This window comes from Corynebacterium sp. 21KM1197 (genome assembly GCF_033783015.1).
Taxonomy (GTDB): domain Bacteria; phylum Actinomycetota; class Actinomycetes; order Mycobacteriales; family Mycobacteriaceae; genus Corynebacterium.
This window is the reverse complement of the sequence record NZ_CP123907.1, coordinates 1,278,085-1,301,221: the sequence shown is the minus strand read 5'-3', so window position 1 is coordinate 1,301,221 and position 23,137 is coordinate 1,278,085. Positions and strand designations below refer to the sequence as shown.

The 23,137-nt window shown below is 63.5% G+C and carries 21 protein-coding genes; 20 read left to right on the top strand and 1 reads right to left on the bottom strand.

Annotated features, from left to right (window positions below):
- Nucleotides 1-11 precede the first annotated feature (11 nt).
- From OLW90_RS06300 to OLW90_RS06235, 14 genes are all read left to right on the top strand, one after another.
- Nucleotides 12-1,022 (top strand): phosphatidylinositol mannoside acyltransferase, encoded by a 1,011-nt coding sequence (locus tag OLW90_RS06300; RefSeq protein ID WP_319649244.1) that lies wholly within the window; start codon nucleotides 12-14, stop codon nucleotides 1,020-1,022.
- 3 nt (nucleotides 1,023-1,025) lie between these two features.
- Nucleotides 1,026-2,249, top strand: coding sequence for a glycosyltransferase family 4 protein (locus tag OLW90_RS06295; protein WP_319649243.1), 1,224 nt, complete (start codon nucleotides 1,026-1,028; stop codon nucleotides 2,247-2,249).
- Nucleotides 2,249-2,704 carry a hypothetical protein gene (locus OLW90_RS06290; RefSeq protein ID WP_319649241.1) on the top strand — a complete coding sequence of 152 codons (456 nt, stop codon included), beginning with the start codon at nucleotides 2,249-2,251 and terminating at the stop codon, nucleotides 2,702-2,704. Before OLW90_RS06295 ends, OLW90_RS06290 begins: the two co-directional genes overlap by 1 nt.
- Before the next feature lie 156 nt (nucleotides 2,705-2,860).
- The gene (locus tag OLW90_RS06285) at nucleotides 2,861-3,682 is read left to right on the top strand and encodes an acyl-CoA thioesterase (protein ID WP_319649239.1); all 822 of its coding nucleotides are present in this window, start codon (nucleotides 2,861-2,863) and stop codon (nucleotides 3,680-3,682) included.
- Between the two features lie 257 nt (nucleotides 3,683-3,939).
- Complete coding sequence (locus tag OLW90_RS06280; protein WP_319649237.1) at nucleotides 3,940-4,692, top strand: YebC/PmpR family DNA-binding transcriptional regulator; 753 nt, start codon at nucleotides 3,940-3,942, stop codon at nucleotides 4,690-4,692.
- A gap of 109 nt (nucleotides 4,693-4,801) precedes the next feature.
- Nucleotides 4,802-5,341: a crossover junction endodeoxyribonuclease RuvC gene (gene ruvC, locus OLW90_RS06275; protein WP_319649235.1), complete on the top strand. Its 540-nt coding sequence runs from the start codon at nucleotides 4,802-4,804 to the stop codon at nucleotides 5,339-5,341.
- Nucleotides 5,338-5,952 (top strand): Holliday junction branch migration protein RuvA, encoded by a 615-nt coding sequence (gene ruvA / locus OLW90_RS06270; protein ID WP_319649233.1) that lies wholly within the window; start codon nucleotides 5,338-5,340, stop codon nucleotides 5,950-5,952. The genes ruvC and ruvA overlap by 4 nt, the downstream gene beginning before the upstream one ends.
- Nucleotides 5,953-5,961: 9 nt before the next feature.
- Nucleotides 5,962-7,017: a Holliday junction branch migration DNA helicase RuvB gene (ruvB, locus tag OLW90_RS06265; RefSeq protein WP_319649231.1), complete on the top strand. Its 1,056-nt coding sequence runs from the start codon at nucleotides 5,962-5,964 to the stop codon at nucleotides 7,015-7,017.
- A gap of 39 nt (nucleotides 7,018-7,056) precedes the next feature.
- Nucleotides 7,057-7,377, top strand: coding sequence for a preprotein translocase subunit YajC (gene yajC, locus OLW90_RS06260; protein WP_319649230.1), 321 nt, complete (start codon nucleotides 7,057-7,059; stop codon nucleotides 7,375-7,377).
- A gap of 168 nt (nucleotides 7,378-7,545) precedes the next feature.
- The gene (gene secD, locus OLW90_RS06255) at nucleotides 7,546-9,324 is read left to right on the top strand and encodes a protein translocase subunit SecD (protein ID WP_319649229.1); all 1,779 of its coding nucleotides are present in this window, start codon (nucleotides 7,546-7,548) and stop codon (nucleotides 9,322-9,324) included.
- On the top strand, nucleotides 9,321-10,571 hold the full coding sequence (gene secF / locus OLW90_RS06250; protein ID WP_319649228.1) for a protein translocase subunit SecF: 1,251 nt from the start codon (nucleotides 9,321-9,323) through the stop codon (nucleotides 10,569-10,571). Before secD ends, secF begins: the two co-directional genes overlap by 4 nt.
- Nucleotides 10,572-10,873: 302 nt before the next feature.
- Nucleotides 10,874-12,484 (top strand): ABC transporter substrate-binding protein, encoded by a 1,611-nt coding sequence (locus tag OLW90_RS06245; protein WP_319649227.1) that lies wholly within the window; start codon nucleotides 10,874-10,876, stop codon nucleotides 12,482-12,484.
- Between the two features lie 2 nt (nucleotides 12,485-12,486).
- The gene (locus tag OLW90_RS06240) at nucleotides 12,487-13,047 is read left to right on the top strand and encodes an adenine phosphoribosyltransferase (RefSeq protein ID WP_319649226.1); all 561 of its coding nucleotides are present in this window, start codon (nucleotides 12,487-12,489) and stop codon (nucleotides 13,045-13,047) included.
- Between the two features lie 5 nt (nucleotides 13,048-13,052).
- On the top strand, nucleotides 13,053-15,335 hold the full coding sequence (locus tag OLW90_RS06235) for a bifunctional (p)ppGpp synthetase/guanosine-3',5'-bis(diphosphate) 3'-pyrophosphohydrolase (protein ID WP_319649225.1): 2,283 nt from the start codon (nucleotides 13,053-13,055) through the stop codon (nucleotides 15,333-15,335).
- Nucleotides 15,336-15,378: 43 nt separating this feature from the next.
- Here OLW90_RS06235 and OLW90_RS06230 read toward each other — a convergent pair whose 3' ends face one another.
- A complete protein-coding gene (locus OLW90_RS06230) occupies nucleotides 15,379-16,224 on the bottom strand; it encodes a peptidylprolyl isomerase (protein WP_319649224.1) in 846 nt (281 codons plus the stop codon).
- Between the two features lie 66 nt (nucleotides 16,225-16,290).
- Between OLW90_RS06230 and OLW90_RS06225 the strand changes: the two genes are divergently transcribed.
- The 6 genes from OLW90_RS06225 (at nucleotide 16,291) to OLW90_RS06200 (ending at nucleotide 23,062) form a co-directional block, all read left to right on the top strand.
- Complete coding sequence (locus OLW90_RS06225; RefSeq protein ID WP_319649223.1) at nucleotides 16,291-16,914, top strand: MBL fold metallo-hydrolase; 624 nt, start codon at nucleotides 16,291-16,293, stop codon at nucleotides 16,912-16,914.
- A 10-nt stretch (nucleotides 16,915-16,924) separates the two neighbouring features.
- Complete coding sequence (hisS, locus tag OLW90_RS06220; protein WP_319649222.1) at nucleotides 16,925-18,202, top strand: histidine--tRNA ligase; 1,278 nt, start codon at nucleotides 16,925-16,927, stop codon at nucleotides 18,200-18,202.
- A 260-nt stretch (nucleotides 18,203-18,462) separates the two neighbouring features.
- The gene (locus OLW90_RS06215; RefSeq protein WP_319649221.1) at nucleotides 18,463-19,380 is read left to right on the top strand and encodes an MspA family porin; all 918 of its coding nucleotides are present in this window, start codon (nucleotides 18,463-18,465) and stop codon (nucleotides 19,378-19,380) included.
- 9 nt (nucleotides 19,381-19,389) lie between these two features.
- Nucleotides 19,390-19,653 carry a hypothetical protein gene (locus OLW90_RS06210; protein WP_319649220.1) on the top strand — a complete coding sequence of 88 codons (264 nt, stop codon included), beginning with the start codon at nucleotides 19,390-19,392 and terminating at the stop codon, nucleotides 19,651-19,653.
- Between the two features lie 14 nt (nucleotides 19,654-19,667).
- Nucleotides 19,668-22,322: a hypothetical protein gene (locus tag OLW90_RS06205; protein WP_319649218.1), complete on the top strand. Its 2,655-nt coding sequence runs from the start codon at nucleotides 19,668-19,670 to the stop codon at nucleotides 22,320-22,322.
- 59 nt (nucleotides 22,323-22,381) lie between these two features.
- Nucleotides 22,382-23,062 carry a hypothetical protein gene (locus OLW90_RS06200; protein ID WP_319649217.1) on the top strand — a complete coding sequence of 227 codons (681 nt, stop codon included), beginning with the start codon at nucleotides 22,382-22,384 and terminating at the stop codon, nucleotides 23,060-23,062.
- Nucleotides 23,063-23,137: the final 75 nt, after the last annotated feature.

Sequence of the window (23,137 nt, the reverse complement as noted above, 5' to 3'; positions counted from 1 at the left end):
AAGGGCGGTGTATGGACCTCAGCACGATGGGCTACCTCGCGGGTTGGCGCGCGGTGCGCTTTCTCCCGGAATCATGGGCGCGGTGGCTCTTTGAGCGAGGAGCGGACATCGCCAGCGATCATGGTCGCGGCATGGAACAACTACGCCGGAATCTCGCGCGCGTGGTGGGGCAGGAGAACGTCACCCGGGAACTCGTGCGGGAGGCCTCGCGCTCGTATGCGCGGTATTGGCTGGAAGCGTTTAGGCTCCCCACCCAGGCCCGAGATGCCAGCCTCGGCGTGCGCCTGCGCCGCTTTGCGCGAGGAGGCGAGCACCTGGAGGCCTCCGTGAACAAGGGCAGGGGCGCGGTGGTGGTGCTGCCGCACTCGGGCAATTGGGATATGGCCGGGGTGTACGCGGTGAGTACCTTTGGCTCCGTGGTCACGGTGGCGGAGCGGCTGCGGCCCGAGGCTCTTTTTGATGCCTTTGTGGAATACCGGGAAAGCCTGGGCTTTGATATTTCCGCTCTCTCCGGCGGCGCGCCCCCCTTCCCGCACCTCAAGGAGGCGCTGGGCGAGGGGAAAGTGGTGTGTTTGCTGGGCGAGCGCGATATTAAGCGCAAGGGCGTGGAAGTGGAGTTCTTTGGGGAAAACACCACCATGCCGGTGGGCGCGGTGGAACTGTGCCGCCAGACCGGGGCACCTCTGCACGTGGTGCATTGCTGGTTTGAGGGGAAGAGCACCTGGGGCTTTTCTATTTCCGAGGAAATAGAGGTGGGGGAGATACAGCCCACCATGCAGCGGGTGGCGGATCGTTTTGCCGAGAATATCGCCGCGCACCCGGAGGACTGGCACATGCTGCAACCTCTGTGGCCCGGCGATGTTGCCCTACGCGATGAGCGGCGCGCGCGGGAGCAGCGGGGAGCGGCTTCGCGGGAGCGGCAGGGGCGGCGGAATCCACTGGCGCGGCTTGGGCGGCCCGGGCGTCTTGGACAAGTCCAGCGGGAGCGGGCGCGTGGGCGCGCGGCAAGGGGGCAGAGATAACCCATGCGCATCGGTATTATCTGCCCCTATTCCTTTGACGAGCCGGGCGGAGTTCAAGCCCATATCCTTGACCTCGCGCGGATTCTGGGGGAGCGAGGGCACCAGGTAGAGGTGCTGGGACCAGCGGCGGAGTCCACGCCGCTACCGGGCTATGTGATGCGCGGAGGCGGCTCCATCCCTATTCCCTATAATGGCTCGGTGGCGCGCCTGGCCTTTGGCCCGCAGGTGTTTAGGAACGTGCGCGCCTTTGTGGAGCGCGGGCGCTTTGATGTTTTGCACATTCACGAGCCCAATTCCCCCAGTTATTCCATGGCCGCCATGATCTATGCCTCCGGGCCCCTGGTGGCCACGTATCACGCCTCCGCTGCGGGTTCGAAGTTGCTGAAAATCGCGCTTCCGGTGCTGCGCCCTTATTTGGAGAAGATTCGCGGTGGCATCGCGGTATCGGAAATGGCGCGGCGCTGGCAGGTGGAGCAATTGGGCGGGGACCCGGTGCTGATTCCCAATGGCGTGGATACCAAGGTGTATCGCCAGGCGCGTCGGCGGTACGGGCGGCCGATCCGGGGCGAGGAGCAAGGCCACGGAGAGGGGCAAGCGCACCTTGAGGGCCAGGCCTACCACGAGGGCCCAGCTCACAGCGAGGGGCAGGGCGGAGGCGCCGGGCATTCCGAGGAAACCGGGGCGCATAACCGGATACCGGAGATCGTCTTTTTGGGCCGCATTGATGAATCCCGCAAGGGCCTGGATATTTTGTTGCGCGCCTTAGAGGGGCTGGGAGAGCGGGTGCGGGTGACCGTGATCGGCGGCGGAAAACCGCGCGCGGTGCCGGGAGTGGACTTTGTGGGGCGGGTGAGCGATGAGGAAAAGGCGGAGATCCTCGGGCGCGCGGATATTTACGTGGCCCCCAATACCGGCGGCGAGAGCTTTGGCATCGTCCTGGTGGAGGCCATGGCGGCGGGCTGCGCGGTGGTGGCCAGCGACCTTGAGGCCTTCGCGGCGGTGTGCGATGCGGAGGGAGAGGAACCCGCTGGGTTGCTTTTCCGAAATGGCTCGGCGGCGGACCTGCGGGAGAAGTTGCGGCTCCTGGTGCGGGACGGGGGGCGTCGGCAGCAATTGCAGGAGGCCGGAATCCGGCGCGCGCACCGCTATGACTGGGCCACCGTGGCCGACGACGTGTTTGCGGTGTATGAGACGGTGGCCGATGGCACGAGGGTGGGTACGCGCTGATGGGCGGCTGGATTGCGCTGGCGGTGCTGCTCACTCTGATCCTGGCCTGGGCGTATTTTACGGCCCAGCGCCTCAACCGGCTGCATATTCGCACCGATTCCGCCTTGCAGAATCTTCAAGCCAGCCTGGATCGCCGGGCGAGCCTGGTGGAGGCGTTGGTGCCGGCGGCGGCTCCACAGGCGCGGGAACTCCTTGGCGCGGATTACTCGGTGCGGGCATTGGATCGTCGGGCGCTGGCGGAGGCTCGCCTGGAGGAATCGCTGGGCACGATGGAACACCTGCCCGCGCAGGTGGTGGACGCCTCTGCGCGCGTGGAGTTGGCCCGGCGTTTTTATAACGATGCGGTGACCGATACCCGCGCGCTGCGCACCCGGCCGCTGGTCAGGGCGCTGCGGCTGGGGGGTACGGCTCCGCTGCCGGTGTACTTTGAGTTGGTGCACAGCCCGGAGGCGTGATGGGGCGCGCGGTATCCGTGAGGATGTGGATTCGCCAGTCCGGCCGGTGCCCGAGGTGGTGTAAAAGCACCCGGGACTGTTGCTGCGCGCATAAAGACGCTACGGTGTGAGTTGGCTTATAATTAATGTTTTTATGGCGATCTCAAGGAGCGGCGCATGGAGAGCGTGGAGAAGATTCTGAGCGTCACGCCCGGGGAACCGGGAGTGTGGGAGGGTATTGCTTCCGGTACGCAGCAGAAGCGGACATTCGGCGGGCAGGTGGTGGGTCAGAGCCTGGCGGCGGCCATCGCGGCCCTGCGGGAGGAATCCGAGGACAAGGTGGTGGACTCCCTCCACGGTTACTTCGTATCCGGGGGTGACGCCGCCGAGGGAATGAGCGTGGAGGTCACGCCCGTGCGCCGGGGCCGCAGTTATACCAACCTCGCGGTGCGTGCCGCTCAGGGGGAGCGCGCGCTTTTCGTGGGCAACGTGAACTTTCGACGCCCCGGCGATCCCGGCCCCACCCACAGCGTGCCCATGCCGCAGGTACCCCCGCCGGAGGGGCTAAGCGACGGCCGCGAGTACCTTCCGCAGAAGAACCTGCTGCTCTTTGCGGAATGGGAGGACTGGGAGTTCCGCATGGTGGAAAATCATGCGGCTGAGGGGTATGGGCACCAGCGACTGTGGTTTAGGGCCAGCAGGCCGCTGCCGGATGATCCCGATTTCCACGCGGCGGCCCTGGCCTACATGACCGATATGACCATCCTGTACGGCGCGATGGCCCCGCACCGGAATCATCCCGTGCAGATGGCCAGCCTGGATCACGCGGTGTGGTTCCATCACCCGGTGCGGGTGGATCAGTGGCTGCTCTACGATCAGGTTTCTCCCAGCGCCAGCGAGGGGCGCGCCCTGTGCACCGGGCGGATCTATACCCAGGATGGGCAGTTGGTGGCCTCGGTGGCGCAGGAGGGGCTGACGCGCACGCTGAAAAAGAGTTGAGGCGGTTGAGGCACGGGGGCTGAGGGCTGTGCTCGCCCCCCCGGGAGGGCCGCGTGGGTTGTGTGGTCTGCGTGGGCCGCATGGTTCCACCGGAGGCGACCGATGTGCGCGTGAGGGAAAAGCACTGCGTATAATCGGGCAGGCTGGAAAACCGTACCCGGAGAAGGCCGCGTACGCGCTATGGTTGCCTCCCTGCCCGCGCAAAGAGGGTGGGTTGTTAGGCCCGTGGCCGCTCGGCCGTAGAAAGGACCCACGAGATGTCAGGACACTCTAAATGGGCGACCACCAAGCATAAAAAGGCGGCTAATGACGCCAAGCGCGGCAAGGAATTTGCCAAGCTCATCAAGAATATCGAGGTGGCGGCCCGCACCGGCGGCGGCGATCCGGCGGCCAATCCCACGCTGGATGACATGATTAAGAAGGCCAAGAAGGCCTCCGTTCCCAACGACAACATCGAGCGCGCCCGTAAGCGCGGCTCCGGCGAGGAGGCCGGTGGCGCGGATTGGCAGACCATCATGTACGAGGGTTACGGGCCCAACGGCGTGGCCATGCTTATCGAGTGCCTGACGGATAACCGTAACCGCGCCGCCACCGAGGTGCGCACCGCCATGACCAAGAATGGCGGCAACATGGCGGATTCCGGCGCGGTGTCCTACATGTTCAATCGCAAGGGCGTGGTGCAGGTGCTCAAGGGCGATCTCACCGAGGATGACGTGCTCATGGCCGTGCTCGACGCGGGCGCGGAGGAGGTCAATACCGTGGGCGAGGTCTTTGAGGTGGTCAGCGCCCCCGAGGACACCACCGCCGTCCGCGAGGCCCTGGTGCAGGCGGAGATCGCGGTGGAGGACTATGAGCAGGACTTCCGCGCCGATCTGGAGGTGCCCCTGGAAGCCGGTGATGCCAAGAAGATCCTGAAGCTCATCGACGCCCTCGAAGATTCCGATGACGTGCAGAATGTGTACACGAACATGAGCCTGAGCCCCGAGGTCATGGCGGCCTTGGAGGACTAAGGGCCGTCCCGCTTATCGACGCCCCGGTGGCCCCGGAGAGATCCGGTCGCCGGGGTTTTCGTAATTATGTGCTAAAAATATAGGGCGAGTGTACCGGCGAGGAGGCGGCGTGAACCTAGAGGGATTGCGGGTGATGGGGATTGACCCCGGCCTGACGCGCTGCGGGCTCTCCATGGTGGAGGCGGGCCGAGGCCGCGCGGTGGTCCCTATCGCGGTGGGGGTGGTGCGCACTCCCGCCGGGGCGGAGTTATCCGAACGCCTGCTGCGCCTTTCCCGCGCGGTGACGGAGTGGATAGAGGAATATCGCCCGGACGTGGTGGCCATCGAGCGCGTGTTTGAACGCGGCAACGTCTCCACGGTCATGCACACCGCTCACGCCGTGGGCGTGCTGATTCTCGCCGCCGCCGAGCGCGGGATTCCGGTACACATGTACACGCCCAGCGAGGTAAAAAAGGCCGTTTCCGGTAACGGGCGCGCCGATAAGCGCCAGATGACCACCATGATTACCCGGATCTTAGGGCTCAGCGAGCCCCCCAAGCCCGCCGACGCCGCCGATGCCCTCGCGCTGGCGGTCTGCCATTGCTGGCGGGCACCGCTTCTAGCGCGCACCCGCGCTGCTTCTACCGTTTCCCAAGGAGGAACCCGTTGATTGCTTCACTGCGAGGCACCGTGGCGAGCGTGGAACTGCACGGTGCCGTGATCGAATGTGCGGGCGTGGGATACTTCTTCCGTGCCACCCCCGCCACCCTGGGCACCCTGCGCCGGGGTGAGGAGGCCATGGTGATGACCACGCTGGCGGTCAAGGATGACACGATGGTGCTCTACGGCTTTGCGGATGCCGTCAGCCGGGAGATGTTTGGGGTGCTTCAGAGCGTTTCCGGCCTGGGGCCGCGCCTGGCCTTGGCGGCGGAGTCCGTGCTGAGCCCGGTGGAACTCTCCCAGGCCATTGCCGGTGGAGATACCAAGGCCTTGCAGAGAATCCCCGGCGTGGGCAAGCGCATGGCCGAGCGCATGGTGGTGGAGCTAAAGGATAAGGTGGCGCAGTTTGCCGGGCAGGCCGCAGGTGAGAGCGAGGGCCTTGACCTCAACCTTGCTCAACCCTCGGGCGCGCACGGTGCGCAAGTGGTGGAGGCCCTGATGGGGCTGGGCTTTAATGAGAAGCAGGCGCAGACCGCCGTGGATCGAGTATTGGAACACCAGCCGGATATGGGCACGGCGGAGGCGCTGCGCGCCGCCCTGGCCAGCCTGGGCAAGAAGTAAGGGCGGGCGATGTCCGATATTGAGCGCACCGAGTTCCAGGTGCAGCCCCCGGCGCCCTCCCAGGAGGTAAACCCGCGCCTGAACGCGGGGGAGCAGGACATTGAAAAGAACCTGCGGCCCAAGTCCCTGGGGGAGTTCATTGGCCAGCGCAAGGTGCGCGAACAACTCTCCCTCGTGCTCAAGGGCGCTAAGAATCGGGGCGTGGTGCCGGATCACGTGCTGCTTTCCGGTCCCCCCGGATTGGGCAAGACCACGATGGCCATGATCGTGGCGCAGGAATTGGGCACCTCGCTGCGCATGACCTCCGGCCCGGCCCTGGAACGCGCGGGCGATTTGGCGGCCATGCTCTCTAATCTGATGGAGGGCGATGTTCTCTTCATTGATGAGATTCACCGCATTGCCCGCCCGGCGGAGGAAATGCTCTACATGGCGATGGAGGATTTCCGCATTGACGTGATCGTGGGTAAAGGGCCGGGTGCCACCTCCATCCCGCTGGATCTTCCGCCCTTTACCCTGGTGGGGGCCACCACTCGCTCCGGTATGCTCACCGGCCCGCTGCGCGATCGCTTTGGGTTTACCGCGCAGATGGAGTTTTATGATGTGCCCGATCTCACCCGCGTGGTCACCCGCGCGGCCCAGATCCTCGATGTGCGCATCACCCCGGAGGCCGCCACGGAGATCGCCTCGCGCTCCCGAGGCACGCCGCGCATCGCCAATAGGCTTCTGCGTAGGGTGCGGGACTTCGCGGAGGTGAACTCCGATGGCTCCGTGGATTTGGCGGCGGCGCAGGGCGCGCTGGAGATTTTTGACGTGGACGAACTGGGCCTTGATCGCCTTGACCGCGCCGTGCTCAGCGCCCTGGTGCGCGGGCACGGCGGTGGCCCGGTGGGGGTGAATACCCTGGCCATCGCGGTGGGGGAGGAATCCACCACGGTGGAGGAGGTGTGCGAGCCCTACCTGGTGCGCGCGGGGTTGATCGCGCGCACGGGCCGGGGCCGGGTGGCCACGGTGAGTGCCTGGCGGCACCTGGGATTGGAGCCGCCGAAGGGGGCCATCGGGATCTGAGATCGCGGGGAGCCCGGTGCTCGTGGGATAGTAAGGAGCATGGAATGGATTTTTATTATTGGTTTGCTCATGGTGTTCCTGGTCCCGCAAATGCTGCTGATTAGCAAGCAACGCAAGCGCCAGCAGGAGATCATGAACACACAGCGCTCCCTGACCCCCGGTACCCGGGTGGTCACCGCCTCGGGTGTGCACGGCACGGTGCGCGCGGTGCAGGGGGACGTGGTGGAACTGGAACTGGCCCCCGGCATGGTCACCACCTGGGAACTTCTGGCCGTGGTGCGCAACCTGGATGAGGAGCAGGTCGCTGCGGCCCAGGCGGATAGCCAGGTGACGGAGCGGGAGCACCCAGAAAACTCTTAGAACCTGCACATTCCCATCGCCACGGCCATGACGTACCATGTGGGCTTGGATTCCTAAAAGAAGCATCTGCTGCGCGCTCGTGGCGCGAGCCAATGAGGAGAATAAGTAGTGTCACAACCCAGAACACGGGCTGCCACAAAGGCAAGCCGCACCTGGCCACAAAAAGCGATGGGGGGATTTCTCCTCCTCGTCCTGGTGGTCTATGCCCTCATCTTTTTCACCGGGGATCGCCACGCCACCCCCAAGTTGGGCATTGATCTCCAGGGTGGAACGCGCGTAACCCTGGTGCCCCAGGGCGATGAGCCAACCCAGGAGCAGTTGGCTCAGGCCCGCACGATCATGGAGAACCGCGTCAATGGCATGGGTGTGAGTGGGGCCTCGGTGATCACCGATGGCAATACCCTGGTGATCACCGTGCCGGGCGAGGACACCTCCCAGGCCCGCGCGCTGGGCCAGACCTCCAAGTTGCTCTTCCGTCCGGTGGCCCAGGGTGGCACCCCGGATCTGGCGGCCTACCCCGAGGTCGTTCGGGATATGGCCAATCGCTGGGTGGAATATGGCGTGCTGACCAAGGAAAACGCCGCCTCCGCGATCGAGGAGATGGTGAATAGCGTCAATTCCGCCCTGCCCGAGGGGGAGGAGGAGACGAAGGCCCCGGAGATCACGGCCACGGCCAAGCCGGAACCCGCCAACTCCATCGAAGCCACCGAGCGCCGCCAGGAACTCACGGAGATGCTGCGCAAGGATCGGCAGTCGGAGGATCCCACCACGCAGTTGGCGGCGAGCACGCTGCTGACCTGCGATGGCTCCATCGACCCCTTGCAGGGCACCGATGACCCCGCCAAGCCGCTGGTTACCTGCGATCCGAGCGCGGGCGGGACCGCCGGGGCATCGGGAGTCATCCTGCTCGATCCCGCCCCGGTGTTGGAGGGCCCGGCGGGCCAAGACGGCACCCGGCTTTCCGGCGCGCAGATTGATACCGGCCAGCAGATCTTTGGCGGCTACGATTCCCAGCAGGGGCAGATGGTGATTAACTTTGCCTTTGCCAGCGGCGGTGGTACGGAGACCTGGGCCAAGCTCACCCAGGATTACTTGCAGCGGCAGGTGGCCATCACCCTGGACTCCCAGGTGATCTCTGCCCCGGTGATTCAGTCCGCCACCCCGGTGGGCAGCGCCACCTCAATCACGGGCAACTTCACCCAGGAGGAGGCCCAGACCCTGGCCAATAACCTCCGCTACGGCGCGCTGCCGCTCTCCTTTGCCGGTGAGAACGGCGAGTCCGGCGGCACCACGGAGACGATCCCGGCCTCCCTGGGCGAGGCCTCGCTCAAGGCCGGGCTCATCGCGGGCATCGTGGGCATCATCGCCATCGCCATCTTCGTCTTTGCGTACTACCGCCTCTACGGCCTGATCTCCCTGTTCACCCTGTTCTGCGCCGGTATCGTTCTGTACGGCGTGCTGGTGCTGCTGGGCCGCTGGGTGGATTACTCCCTGGATCTCTCTGGTATCGCCGGTTTGATCATTGGCCTGGGTGCCACGGCGGACTCCTTCGTGGTGATCTACGAGCGCATCAAGGACGAGGTGCGTGAGGGGCATACCTTCCGCTCCGCTACTCACCGTGGTTGGGATCGCGCCAAGCGCACGGTGATCACCGGCAACATGGTGACGCTGATCGGCTCCGTGGTCATTTACTTCCTGGCCGTGGGCGAGGTCAAGGGCTTTGCCTTTACCCTCGGTATGACCACCGTCTTTGACCTGGTGGTGACCTTCCTGATTACCGCCCCGCTGATGAAGCTCGCCGCGGATAAGCCGTTCTGGTCCAAGCCCGCCGTCAATGGCATGGGCAAGGTCTTTGCGCTGGCGCGGGCGCGTCGCCAAGCGGAAGCCGCCCGGACTCCGGCGCAGCACTCCGCCGCACCCGTGGTTTCCGAGGAGGAACAACGATGAGCACCATAAACACCACAGCCCCCCGGCTGAACTTTTTTGACCGGCTCTACACCGGTGAGGGTGGCATTGACTTCATCAGCCGTTCCCGCCTGTGGTACTGGATCACCGCGGCGCTGCTGGCGCTGAGCGTTGCGGCGGTGGGCCTGCGCGGCTTCGACATGAGCATTGACTTTGAGGGCGGCACCAAGATGAGCCTGCCCGCCGCGGAGTTGAACACCGAGGAGGTGGCGCAGACCTTCGAGGAGGCCACCGGCGTGGAGCCGGAACTGGCGCAGGTGGTGGGCTCCGGTTCCACCGCCACCTTGGAGATCAGCTCCCAGCGCCTCAGCGAGGAGCAGATTCAACAGGCCCGCCTGGCGATTTTTGAGGCTTACCAGCCCAAGGACGCCACCGGCAAGGCAACCCCGGACGCCGTGGGCGATTCCACGGTCTCCGAGTCCTGGGGCTCCACCATCACCAAGCGCATGGTGATCTCGATGGTGGCGTTCCTGGTGCTGGCGTTCCTCTACATCGCCGTGCGACTCAAGCGGGAGATGGCCGCCGCCGCCATGATCGCCCTGGTTATTGACGCCGTGGTGATCGCCGGTATTTACGCCCTCTTTGGCTTTGAGGTTTCCCCGGCCGCCATCATCGGCCTGCTCACGGTGCTTTCCTTCTCCATCTATGACACGGTGATTGTGTTTGACAAGGTGCGGGAGAATACCGCCGGAATTATGGGATCGCGCACCCAAACTTACGGTGAGGCCGCCAATGCCGCGGTAAACCAGACGGTCATGCGTTCCATCTCCACCTCCGTGATCTCCGCGCTACCCATCGTGGCGCTGATGGTGGTGGCGGTGCAGATGCTGGGCGTGGGCGATCTGAAGGATCTGGCCCTGATCCAGCTCATCGGCGTGATCGAGGGCGTGTTCTCCTCGATCTTCCTGGCCACCCCGATCCTGGTAAGCATTGCTAACCGAACCGAGGAGGTGCGGGCGCACAATGAGGCGGTGGCGCAGTACCGCGCTAGTAACCCTGGGGCGGGCGCGGTCAGTGCTGGCGGTGCGGCCAGCGTTATCGGTGCGGCGGGCGCGCAGGGCGGGGCCCTGGCGGCGTCGGTGTCGTCGGCCTCGGCGGTTTCCCATGAGGAACATGCTGAGGAGCATGAGGCGAAGCTGGGGCAGGGCACGCGCGTGGTGCGTTCCCCGAACGCCCAAGAGCCCGAGGAACCGGAGGGCCGCAACGTGACCTGGCGGCCCTCGGCATAGCGGCGAGAACAGCGGGCGTTAAGGCGTGGGATACCTGCGCCGCGCGCCCCAAGCGATACACTCGCGGTAGATGATTCCCGTCACGCCGGTCGCCTGGCTTGCCAGCGGCCGGCGCGCTTTCATCTGTTAAGGCGGCTGAGGGCGTAGCACGGCTGCCCCGGGTGGGGTGGGCGTCGGCCGCTATCGCGGGGTACAGCAGCCTGCCCGAGGCTGCCAGGCGAAGCGCTCGGATAGGGGCGCTCGGGCGAGGCGGAAAGATGAAGAGATCGCCGGTAGGCGGAGAAAGGCTTGAGAGGGACGGCATGATGCGCACAGCCCGACAAACGGCGACTCGGCTCGCGGGCGGCTTCCTCGCTGCGGCGATGGCCTGCGGGCTTGCGGCCTGCTCGGATACGAAGGAGGAGGCCGCCCCGGAGGAGTCCACCCTGGATTATCCGGGCTACCTGGTGTCCACCCCGCTGCTGACCTCCAACGCGGGAAGCAACCTCGGTGCTTCCACCAACGCGCAGGTGCTCTCCGGCCGCGTGTACCCGGGGGTGTACACGCCCGGCCCTTCCGGCCAGATGATTCCCAATACGGATCTGGCCACCGCCCAGGTGCTGCCAGGGGAGAACCGCCAGGTGGTGTACACCATTGCCGAGGACGCTAAGTTCTCCGATGGCGTGGAGATCACCTGCACGGACTTCTTTTTGACGTACAAGGCGGGGGAGATGTCCGAGCTTTTTGGCTCCTACCTCCCGCTGATGCGGCAGGTGCAGAGCCTGGAATGTACGCCGGGGGCTAAGACCTTCACGGTGGTATTCGAGCAGAAGATGGGAGGGCGCTGGCGCAACCTCTTTGGCCCGGGCGAGGTGCTACCCGCGCACTCCATCGCGCGCAAGGCGGACATGTCCCAGCAGCAACTCACCAGTGCGCTGGTCAATGATGATCGTGCCGCCCTGGTGGACTTGGCGGGGGTGTGGCGCGAGGGTTATGACCTGGGCGCCTTTGACCCGGAGTTGCAGGTTTCCGCTGGGCCTTACCTCATTGAAAAGGTGGGCGAGCGCGGCGAGGTGGTGCTGGCGCGCAACGAGTCTTACTACGGTGATCCCGCGAGCCTGGAGCGCCTCACGGTGTGGCCGGGCACGAGCGACGTGCAGGAACTGCGCGATCAGACCACGCTGCGGGTGGCCGACGTGAGCAATGGGGCTAGCCACGAGATCGGCGGTACGGCCCAGGGGATTGAGGCCGATCCCTACGACGTGTATTCCGAGGCCGGGGCGCTCACCGACACCCTGGTGCTGGGCAGCGATGGGATCTTTGCCACCAAGGAGGCCCGGGGGCAGTTTGCGGCCTGCGTGGATCAGGCGGCGGTGGCCCAGGCATCCTCCCACGCCAGCGGGGTGGAGGTGCCGCCCACGGCGGCGCACGTGGTGGGTGCCACGGACCCCGTGCGGCATCAGTTGGCCGATATTGCCGATCCGCATCTGGGGGTGGACGTCGGGATAGCGGAGGCCTTGAGAGGCTCCACGGTGCGCATTGGATACATGGGGCCGGATCAGCGCAAGGCGGACATGGTGGAGGCCATTCGGCTCTCCTGCGAACCGGCGGGAATCACCGTGGTGGATGCTTCCGCCGAGGGCGGCGATATGGGAACGCTGGTGGGCACGGCGGCCCCGGGTACGGAGACGATGGACGCCGTGCTGCGCGCGGTGGATCCGGCGGCGGAGTACGGGGAGATGGAGTTGGAGAACACCGAGACCCCCGCGCTGCGCAACGCGGAGAGCCAACTGTGGGACGAGGTCACGGCCATTCCTCTTGCCGCACAACCCCGCACCTTTGTGGTAGACCCCACGGTGAGTAACGTAAACGTGTACACCGGGCTCACCGGCATTGGCTGGAACCTGGATCGCTGGCAGATGAGTAAGGATTAAGCGTGGGTACACCGCAATTCCCGGAGGCCGTGGCGGCATTGGACCGCACCATGCGCTACGTCAAGGATTTTCCCGAGCCGGGGGTGATTTTTCAGGATCTCACCCCGGCCCTGGCTAACGCGGAGGCGTTCCACGAGATCGTGGTGGCCTTAGCGCGGGTCGCCCACGAGTGCGGGGCGGAACTCATCGGCGGGTTGGACGCGCGCGGTTTCCTGCTTGGCTCCGCCGTGGCATATGAGCTGGGCCTGGGTGTGGTGGCGATCCGCAAGAAGGGCAAACTCCCCCCGCCGGTGGTGCGGGAGGAGTACACCCTGGAATACGGCTCGGCCTGCCTGGAGATTCCCGCCGAGGGCATGGACTTAGGTGGACGCAAGGTGGTGCTTATCGACGACGTCCTGGCCACCGGCGGTACGCTCGTTGCGGCGGGTTCCCTGCTGCGCCGGGTGGGCGCCGTGGTGGCCGGGCACGCCGTGGTGCTAGAGGTGCCGGGCCTGGGGGGCCGGGAAAAACTGGGGGATAGCCCCCTGAGCGTGATCTACCCGCCCTCGGCTAAGGAGCGCTGATCTCCATGACGCAGGATCGCCCCAATAAACCCCGTGCCGCCGTGGGAGTGCGCGGCATGTCCGCGCGTTTGGCCCGCAGCCTCACCGGCAACCGCACCAAGGTCAATCCAGTGTTGGACCCGCTGCTGAGTATTCACCGGCAGTTTCACCCCAAGGCGGACGGGGAACTGCTTGATCGCGCCTATGCCACCGCGGAGCGCCTGCACGAGGGGGTGTACCGCAAGTCCGGGGAGCCGTACATCACGCACCCCCTGGCGGTGGCCACCATCGCCGCCGAGATGGGCATGGATACCACCACCCTGGTGGCCGCGCTGCTGCACGATACGGTGGAGGACACCGAGTACAGCCTGGAGGATCTCACCGGGGACTTTGGCGAGGAGGTGGCCCGCCTGGTCGATGGGGTGACCAAGCTCGACAAGGTGGCCCTGGGCGCTGCGGCGGAGGCGGAGACGATCCGCAAGATGATCGTGGCGATGTCCCAGGATCCCCGCGTGCTGGTGATTAAGGTGGCGGATCGCCTGCACAACATGCGCACCATGCGCTTTTTGCCCCCGGAGAAGCAGGCCAAGAAGGCCAAGCAGACGCTCGACGTGATCGCGCCCCTGGCACATCGCCTGGGCATGGCCAGCGTGAAATGGGAGCTGGAGGATCTTTCCTTTGCCATCCTTTATCCCAAGAAGTATGACGAGATCGTGCGCCTGGTGGCCGATCGCGCCCCGCAGCGCGACCGTGCCCTGGCCGAGATCAAGGAGCAGTTAGAGGAGTCGCTGCGGGAGAACAACATCGAGGCGGAGGTGATGGGCCGTCCCAAGCACTACTGGTCCATTTACCAGAAGATGATCGTGCGCGGTCATAGCTTCGATGAGATCTTTGACCTGGTGGGCGTGCGCGTGCTGGTGGATAACGTGCATAACTGCTATGCCGCCATCGGCGTGGTACACGCGCTATTTTCCGCCATGCCGGGGCGGTTCAAGGACTATATCTCCGCCCCGCGCTTCGGGGTGTATCAGTCCCTGCACACCACCGTGATGACCAACTCCGGGCGGCCCCTGGAGGTGCAGGTGCGCACCCATGAGATGCACTACAACGCCGAGTTTGGCATTGCCGCGCACTGGCGCTACAAGGAGACCAAGGGTTCCCACAAGGGCGATCAGGCCGAGGTGGATCAGATGGCCTGGATGCGCCAACTCCTCGACTGGCAAAAGGAGGCCGCAGACCCCAACGAGTTCCTTGACTCCCTGCGCTATGACCTCACCACCAAGCAGATCTTTGCCTTTACCCCCAAGGGGGACGTGGTGAACCTGCCGGTGGACTCCACCCCCATCGACTTTGCCTACGCAGTACACACGGAGGTGGGGCACCGCTGCATCGGGGCCAAGATCAACGGCAAACTGGTGGCCCTGGAAACCAAGCTCAAGTCCGGCGATCGGGTGGAGATCTTCACCTCCAAGGATGAAAACGCCGGGCCCTCCCGGGACTGGCAGGACTTTGTGGTCTCCGGCCGGGCCAAGGCCAAGATTCGCCAGTGGTTCAGCAAGGAGCGCCGCGAGGAACACCTGGAGGCCGGGCGCGACGCCCTGGCCGCCGAGGTGCAGCGCGGCGGCCTGCCCCTGCACCGGCTCTTTACCGCCCAGTCCATGAAAACGGTGGCGGCGGAACTGCACTACCCGGACGTGGACGCCCTCTATACCGCCATCGGCGCGGGCACCATCTCCGCGCAGCAGGTGGCGCACCGCCTCATGGCGGTGTTCGGGGATCAGGAGGCCGCCGAGGACGAGCTGGTCAATCGCACCCCCTTCTCCGAGATTGTCAATGCCAAGCCCACCGCCACGGTGGATAATTCGGGAATCCTGGTGGAGGGCAGCCCGGATGTGATGGCCAAACTGGCCAAGTGCTGCCAGCCGGTGCCTGGCGATGACATCTTTGGCTTTGTCACCCGTGGAGGCGGGGTATCGGTGCATCGCACGGACTGCACCAACGCGGAGAAACTGCGAGCCGAGACCCAAAGGCTGATCACCGTGGCCTGGGCCGGGGAGCAAAAGGGCTCCGTGTTCAGCGCCACCTTGCAGGTGGAGGCCCTGGATAGGGAGGGGCTGCTCATGGACCTCACCCGCTCCATCACGGAGCAGAAACTTTCCGTGATGGCCATGAACTCCCAGGCCTCCGAGGATCATATTGCCACCATTCGGTTTACCTTTGCGGTCTCGGACACCAAGCAGCTTGGTGCGTTGGTGACCACGCTGCGCAATACCGAGGGCGTGTTTGATGTGTACCGGGTGACCAATTAGGGCATAAAGAAATCCCCGCCGTTCGGCGGGGATAATCTGGTTTTTAAGAAACCGTGGCGCTGGTGATCTTGACCTCCTCGGCCGGGGCGCCGTCGTTCGGGCTCGCACCGGGGGTAATACCGTTCTCCGCGATCTTATCCAGGGTCTCCAGGCCCTTGTCATTGATCTGTCCGAAGTAGGTGTAGGCGGGTGGGAGCGGGGAATCCTGGTAGTTCAGGAAGAACTGGGAGCCGTTGGTGTCCGGGCCGGAATTGGCCATCGCCAGGGAGCCACGGGGGTAGGTCACGCGGGTTTCCTCGCCCTCGGGGGAATCCGTGGGGTATTCGTCGGCAAAGCTAAAGCCGGGGCCGCCTGCGCCGGAGCCGGAGGGATCGCCGCATTGCAGCACGTAGATGCCATCGTTGGTCATGCGGTGGCACACGGTGTCATCGTAATACTTTTCCTTGGCCAGGTGCGTGATGGCATTGACGGTGCAGGGGGACACGGAGCGATCCAGTTCCAGGCCGATCTCGCCCTGGCTGGTGTTCAGCGTTACCGTGGCGGTGCCGGTGGTGGGCACGTCCTTGGTCTGCGGCTTGCTCACCTGCTTGGCGGCCTCGCCGGAGTCCGGGTACTCGCAGGTCACGGTATTCTCCAGCGGGGTTTCGCGGGACATCGCCAGAATCTCCGGGGTGGGCAGTTCATCCACGCTGGTATCGGTGGAGCCCTCGGCGGAGGTATCGCCGCCGTCGCGGGTGGCGGCGTAGACGATGCCGCCCACCAGCACCAGGATTGCCACGGCGGCCATGAGCACCACCATGAGCGGCTTGGTCTTTTCGGCGCGATCGCGGCCGCGCAGGGCTCGATCGAGTTGTTGGAGGGCCTCTTGGCCTCGCTGTTGATTATTCATCCCGGTGTATGACCTCGGATTCCTCGGTTGGGGGACTGGGTATCGGTCATATTGTAGCGTTGAGGCATGAAGATTCTCACGCTCACCTGTGGTCCCCTGGAAACAAACTGCTACCTCGCCCTCGGGGAGGCGGAGGCCACGGTGATCGACCCCGGCATGGGCGCGGCCGCCCTGGTGCGCCGGGAGATAGAGCGCGCGGGCGTGCCGATCACCTCCATCGTGCTCACCCACGGCCACATCGACCACCTGCGCGATGCCGGTGAACTCTCCCAGGAGTTCGGCGTGCCCGTGCACGTTCACCCGGCCGATGAGCCCATGCTGGACGGCGGCCCGCTGCTGCGGGAGCTTTTCGACGTCGCCTCGATGGTGCCCATTCGGGACGTCGAAAAGCTGGGCGAGGAGGTGCGCATTGCGGGAGAAAATTACCGGGTGGTGCCCGCGCCCGGACATTCCCCCGGCAGCGTGCTGCTGGTGGGTAAGGAGGTGTGCTGGAGCGGGGACGTGCTCTTTCGCGGCGGAATCGGGCGCATCGACCTGCCGGGGTCCGATCCCGAGGCCATGCTGAACACCCTGCGCGGGCCGGTGGCCGACCTGCCGGAGCACCTGCGGGTGCTGCCCGGGCACGGCTCGGAGACCACCGTGAGCCACGAGCGGGCCACCAACCCCTATCTGCTGCGCCTGGGAGGCTAGAGTATGGGGGGTGAGCGAAAAGAAGAAGTACCAAGCCCATAAGGCCCCCAAGGGCGTGCCCGATTACGTCCCCCCGACCTCGGCGGGATTCGTGCGGGTGCGCGATACCTTTGTGCAGCAGGCCCGCACCGCCGGGTTCGAGCACATCGAACTGCCGGTCTTTGAGGAAACGGAACTTTTTGCCCGCGGCGTAGGCGAGTCCACCGACGTGGTGACCAAGGAGATGTACACCTTTGCCGATCGCGGCGGGCGCTCGGTGAGCCTGCGGCCCGAGGGCACAGCGGGGGTCATGCGCGCGGTGATCGAGCACCACCTGGATCGCGGCCAACTCCCCGCCAAACTCTGCTACGCCGGGCCCTTCTTCCGCTACGAGCGCCCCCAGGCGGGGCGCTACCGCCAGTTGCAGCAGGTGGGCGTGGAGGCTATCGGCGTGGACGATCCGGCCCTCGACGCCGAGATCATCGCCCTGGCCGACCGCAGTTACCGCGCCCTGGGACTCAGCGGCTTCCGTCTGGAACTCACCAGCCTCGGGGATAACACCTGCCGCCCGCAGTACCGGGAGAAACTTCAACAGTTCCTCTTTGACCTGCCGCTCGATGAGGAAACCCGCCGCCGCGCGGAGATCAACCCCCTGCGCGTGCTCGACGATAAGCGCCCCGAGGTACGCGAGATGGTGGAGAACGCCCCGCTCATGCTCGATCACCTCTCCGCCGAGAGCCGCGAGCACTTTGAGACCGTGACCGGGCTCCTCGACGACATGGGCGTGGAGTACGTGGTGAACCCGCGCCTGGTGCGCGGCCTGGACTATTACACCAAGACCTGCTTTGAGTTCGTTCACGATGGCCTGGGCGCGCAGTCCGGCATCGGCGGGGGTGGGCGTTACGACGGCCTGCTGGCTCAACTGGGCGGCCAAGACCTCTCCGGCATTGGGTACGGGCTGGGCGTGGATCGCACCGTGCTGGCCCTGGAAGCCGAGGGGATCGACCTGAGCGCTCCGCGCGTGGAGGTGTACGGCGTGGCACTAGGGGCCTCGGCTAAGCGGGTGATGGCTCGGATGATCAATGACCTGCGCGTGGCCGGGGTGCGGGCCGATATGGCCTATGGGGATCGCGGATTGAAGGGCGCGATGAAGGGGGCCGACCGGGCGGGGGCCAAGGTGGCCCTGGTGCTGGGGGATCAGGAGATCGAGGCCGGAACCGTGGCGGTGAAGAACCTGGCGGCGCACGAGCAGAAGGACGTGGCGCTGGAAGCCGTGGTGGGGGCCGTGCGGGAGGTTTTGGGGGAGTAGGTTTTTCTGGGGGTTTGTGAGCGCGGGGCGGTGCCGGGTGGCACCGCCTTTTGTGTGCTTGGGGGTGTTGAGACGTGGTGCTGGGGCGCTGCCTGGGGCTCGGGGCTGCACAACACAGTTGGCTATTAGTGCCGATGATGAAAATAAATATACGGAAACCCTTTACTTGTGTGGCCTCATGTGATTAGTGTTGCAAGACATAGTATTCAGGGCTCGCATCGGCTGGAGGTTGTGAATATGGGGCATGGAAGATCGCGTGCATGGAGATCACTGGCGTGCTTACCTCGATGAGTGCCGGGGCGGTTCATGCCGCACCCGTGGTGGACGTGGTGCCCTGGCCCGCAGCTCCCTTTGGTGGTGAGAAAGCCCTGGAGAACCGCTACGTGGAAAAGACCACCGAGGACGGCTGGGTGCTCCACGCGGAAAAGAAGGATGAGGTCATCAACGTGGCCCCGCCGCTGGATTCGGCGGCCACCACGGGGGAGAGCTTTGGCAGCCTCAAGGCCAAGGTGTGGATCACCGGACAGGGGGAACCGGAGCTGCAAGGCGCGGTTTTTGAGGCCGGGTACCAGGTGGGTTGCGGCGTGGATATTTCCACGGGCGTGGACTATGAGGTTGCCGGGACAGTGGGCGTTGCCCCGCGAGTGAGCGGTGGTGTGGAGGGTGGACCCAGTATATCCGGCGGTATCGAGGGTGGTCCTAGCGTTTCCGGTGGCCTGGAGGGTGGCCCGAATGTGGGTGTCGGTGGAGAGGCTGGGCCGAGCGTATCGGTGAACCTGCCGGAGGGGAATGTTCAGGTGGGGGCGGACGGCAAGGTAAAAACCGAAGCGGGAGCGGATGCCACGGCCAAGGTTGAGGGTGGGGCCGATGCCACCGGCAAATTGGAGGCAGGCGCGGATGCCACCGGAAAACTCGAAGGGGGAGTAGACGCTAAGGCGGAGGTCTCGCCCGCAATCAAGGGGCACTTGCAGCCCGGCAAGATCACCAACGTGGCCTTGGTTTCTATGCCCATTGATAAGGAATACAAGCGCGCCGCCGGTGGCTTCACCGGTGCTCATCTTCAGGTCAATGGGTGCGCTGGGCCGGTGACGGTGCGCTCTTACGTGACGATTTCCACGGTCAGCCCCACCTCTATTGATGCGGTGAACGTGTACGGCGATCCGCAGCGCATTAGGTAAAGGAGGGCAATGATGAGTGAATACCCCATCGAAGTAACCAAGGCTACCGCGCGCAAACCGCAGCGCACGCCGCTATGGATTCCCATTGCCAATCTGTGCCTGGGTGTGGCGATGATGATTGCCACCCTGACGTGGTCGCAGTACCTCGACGGCCCTATTAAGGAGCACGGATACGTGCAGGTGATGTTCTTCTACGTGGTTCTCATGATTATTGGCGGCGGGCTCATGGTGTCAGGCTTTACCACGCTCTGGACTCGGGCGACGGCCAAGTAAAAAGGGGATCAGCGATGAGGAAACAGGTAGAGAGCGCGCCGTTGCGCGGCGCTATTCTTCTAGCGTTAGGAGCGGGCTTGGCGCTGGGAACGCCATATGCCCACGCGGAGACCCCGGAGGAACGCTGCGCTCGGGAAACCGCAGCCCATAATGCCACGATGGAGGCACTATGGCGGGCCTCCCACCCGGGTCAGGAACCCGGGCCGGGAGCGTGGCCGCCCTACGTGTGCGTGGGCGGGCCCAGCGGCCCCGACAATGGCGGTCAGCAGAACGTCACCCCGCCCGCTGCCGAACAACCCGGAACAAACGGGGCCACCGGCCAGGAGGATTCCGGCCCCATGTACGGGCGCGAGCACCGCTGGGACGATGGGGCAAGCCAAGGGCACCAACGCACTCATCGCTGGGACGAGGGTGCAACCGGGCACGAGCGGACTCACCGTTGGGACGATTCCGGGCGCACCCCCTCGCAGTATGAGCAAGACATGCGCCTGGGGCCGTTGGGTGAATCGCGCAGGGGCGGAAGCGAACTAGGAAACACGCAGCCCGAGGGGCCCTCCGCCGCAGATAGCGCTCGCTCCAATATCCCCACGATTCCTCTCTGGCAGGAGGAAGTACGCGGTGATGATGGTCAGCCGCGCACGGTGCAGGTGGCCGATATTGGCAACGGAACGCAGGCCGTGGTGGGCGAGGACGGTCGCGCCACCGGCGAGGTGGTGCGGACGAACCCGGCAACCGGGGAAAAGATCGTGGAGGTACAGGAGGACCTGCGCGGCAGGGTGCTGACCCCGGAGCCGGAGAATGCCGCCGAGGAAAGCGCTGTTCCGACGGAAACCGAGACCACTGCGCCTGCTGTGCCTCCCTCAGTCCCATCGCAGGACGAACCGGCCGCAGAACCCGAGGCCGAGGAAGAGACGAATGAACTTCCGGTGGCTCCGCTGGGTGCAGTGGGTGCGGCCATCGGTGGCATAGGCGTGCTGGAGCGACGCCGCCGTAACCGTTCCTGGCAGGGAGACCTGGACTGGGGCAATGGGCGGGAGCAATCCCTGATCCTGCTGGAGGGCCCGGAATCTCCCCGCGAGTATCGCTATGATCTTGAGGTTCCTCCGGGCGGGCTCGTGGTGGAAAACCCTGATGGTTCCGTGGACGTGCTCGACGCCCAGGGTAATGTGACGAAACATGTGAAGGCCCCGTGGGCCTATGACGCACTGGGTAGAGAGGTACCCACGTACTTTGAGATAGATCCTGAAACCGGGGAACTCATACAGGTGGTGGACCCGGAGCGCACCACGGCGCTACCGATTCTGGCCGATCCGGATAAGTACGACGCCACCAAGCCCGCCAGCGATAAACCGGCCAAGAACCCGGAAAACATGAGCAAGAACCCGGTGACCGGGCAGCGCTCCTGGGAACTGAACGACGGGAGAATCATCACGGAGCACCCCCGCCAAGATGGTTCCGGGCGCACGGATTGGACGCTGACGAATAAGGAGGGCACCAAGCAGGAATCCCTCTCCCAGGTTCAGTGGGACGAGGACGGAAGCCCCACGAACCTCAAGACGATCAATAACTCTGCGGTGGATCTGCCGCAGCAAGATCGCCAAGACTGGGCAAATCGCACGGGAACCAGCAAGGGTTCTAACATTGATAACCACCCGTTCAACAACGGAGATGGCACATTCTCCGATCCCACACAGGGGACGACCGTTCCCGGGTATTACAACCGGGAATTGGATAAGCGCTCCTTTGCCGATGGTAATGGTGGCTATATCACCGAGCACCCCAACGGGGACGGTACCTCGGATTGGACGCACAACAATACCGAGGGACAGCAAGAGGCCGTTGCGTCCCTGGAGTGGAAGGACGAGGGTGGGCTAGAGCAAGCCCAGATGATTGATAACACGCTGGTGGAATCTCCTCCCGAGACGGGGGAGAACGACCAGACCTGGTACAACGGCACGGTCACCCAAGACCCTTATGACGGCATGTTCCAAGACGAACAGGGGCGCTGGCACGACGGCGCGAAAAACGTTGAGGGCGCGGATACTCCTGTGTATCGGATGGATGATGGGACTTTCTTGTATGGGAAAGATGATATATTCAACCATACTGATTGGATCAATGAAAAACCGAATGGAGACCGATCTGTAGTTCGGGAATTAGATTGGGATGAAAATGGCGACCCGAAAATAAATAAGCAAGACGATTACCTTACCAAGAAAGAATATATTGATAAATATGGTGAGGTTAAAGGCCCCTCCTTGGGTAGGTCTGATTTCATAGGTACTACTTATTCTGTATTTACGGAAACCCCACGAGGTCTTGCTGAGAGAACTGCTCAAAAGTCCGCTAAAGAAGCAGCCGAAGAAGGGGCAGAAAAATCCGCGAGGGAATTTGATAGGTGGGCAAAATCCGCAGGACGTAGCAGTTACGTTTTTGGAGGTGCAGGCGTTGTTGCGGGGGCGTTGATGGACATTGAAGGAGGCATGGACCATACTGAGGCATGGGTTACTAATGGGGTTGGTGGGGCAGCTGGTTTGGTAGCGGGAAGCCTGGCTGCCGCCGCCATTCCAGTCACAGCACCTCTAATAGCTGGTGTGGGGATTCCACTTGCACTTTCAATGGTTGCCGGAGTTGGCACCACCAAACTTCTTCAAGCTATGTGGGATTAATTTTCGATAATCGCATATTTACCATTATGTCATTTTTCAATCTCTGAAAGGGGATATAGGTGGGTAAAAAAAGTGGATACGGACATGTGGCCAGCATGTTCTCTCTCGTTTTATTTTCTGGAATTTCCTTTGGAATATTTCTGAATCGCGAAGCGTATATAATGGCGATAGCATCGCTATGTTTCCTACTTTTTTCTTCTGTTTTATTTCTCGCTATTATATCTATCGTCTTTGGGAGGAGGATGGGGTGGGTCTTCGCTAGGAAAACCTCCGGTGAGAGCTTAACTTTTGTAACCCATCATGTATGGCTGGGGATGGCCTCCATAATTCCAGGAATGGTAATGTGCGCCATATTTGTTATATTCTTTTCCGGCGATTCAAAATATGAAACATATATAATAACTCTGGCTACGCTAGTTACCATGCTTATCGTATTGATATATTATGGGATATTAAACCCGGGATTTGGGACGGGTCGCGTTTACGTTTACCATGGTGGGATGGTTATTGATGGAGCACTTAGATTTACTCTAGTGCCAGAAAAATTTAGAGTGATGGACAAGAGGGATGGGGATATGGGCGATGGTTTTACTATTATAGGTGAGTGGAGTGTGGAGAAAAAATATCTTTTCCGTAAAAATACTAGATCCGTAGTTAAAAAATCTATCTTCATTAATTCTATATACATTGGAAGTAGTGACCCGGAAAGGGTAAGAAAAATGATAGAGGTTAATTCTTAAGAGTTTGTTTTTATTTTGGGTGATTCCACTTTGTGAATTTATGATTGATGGCTTCGGAAGTGCGGGTACTTTGGT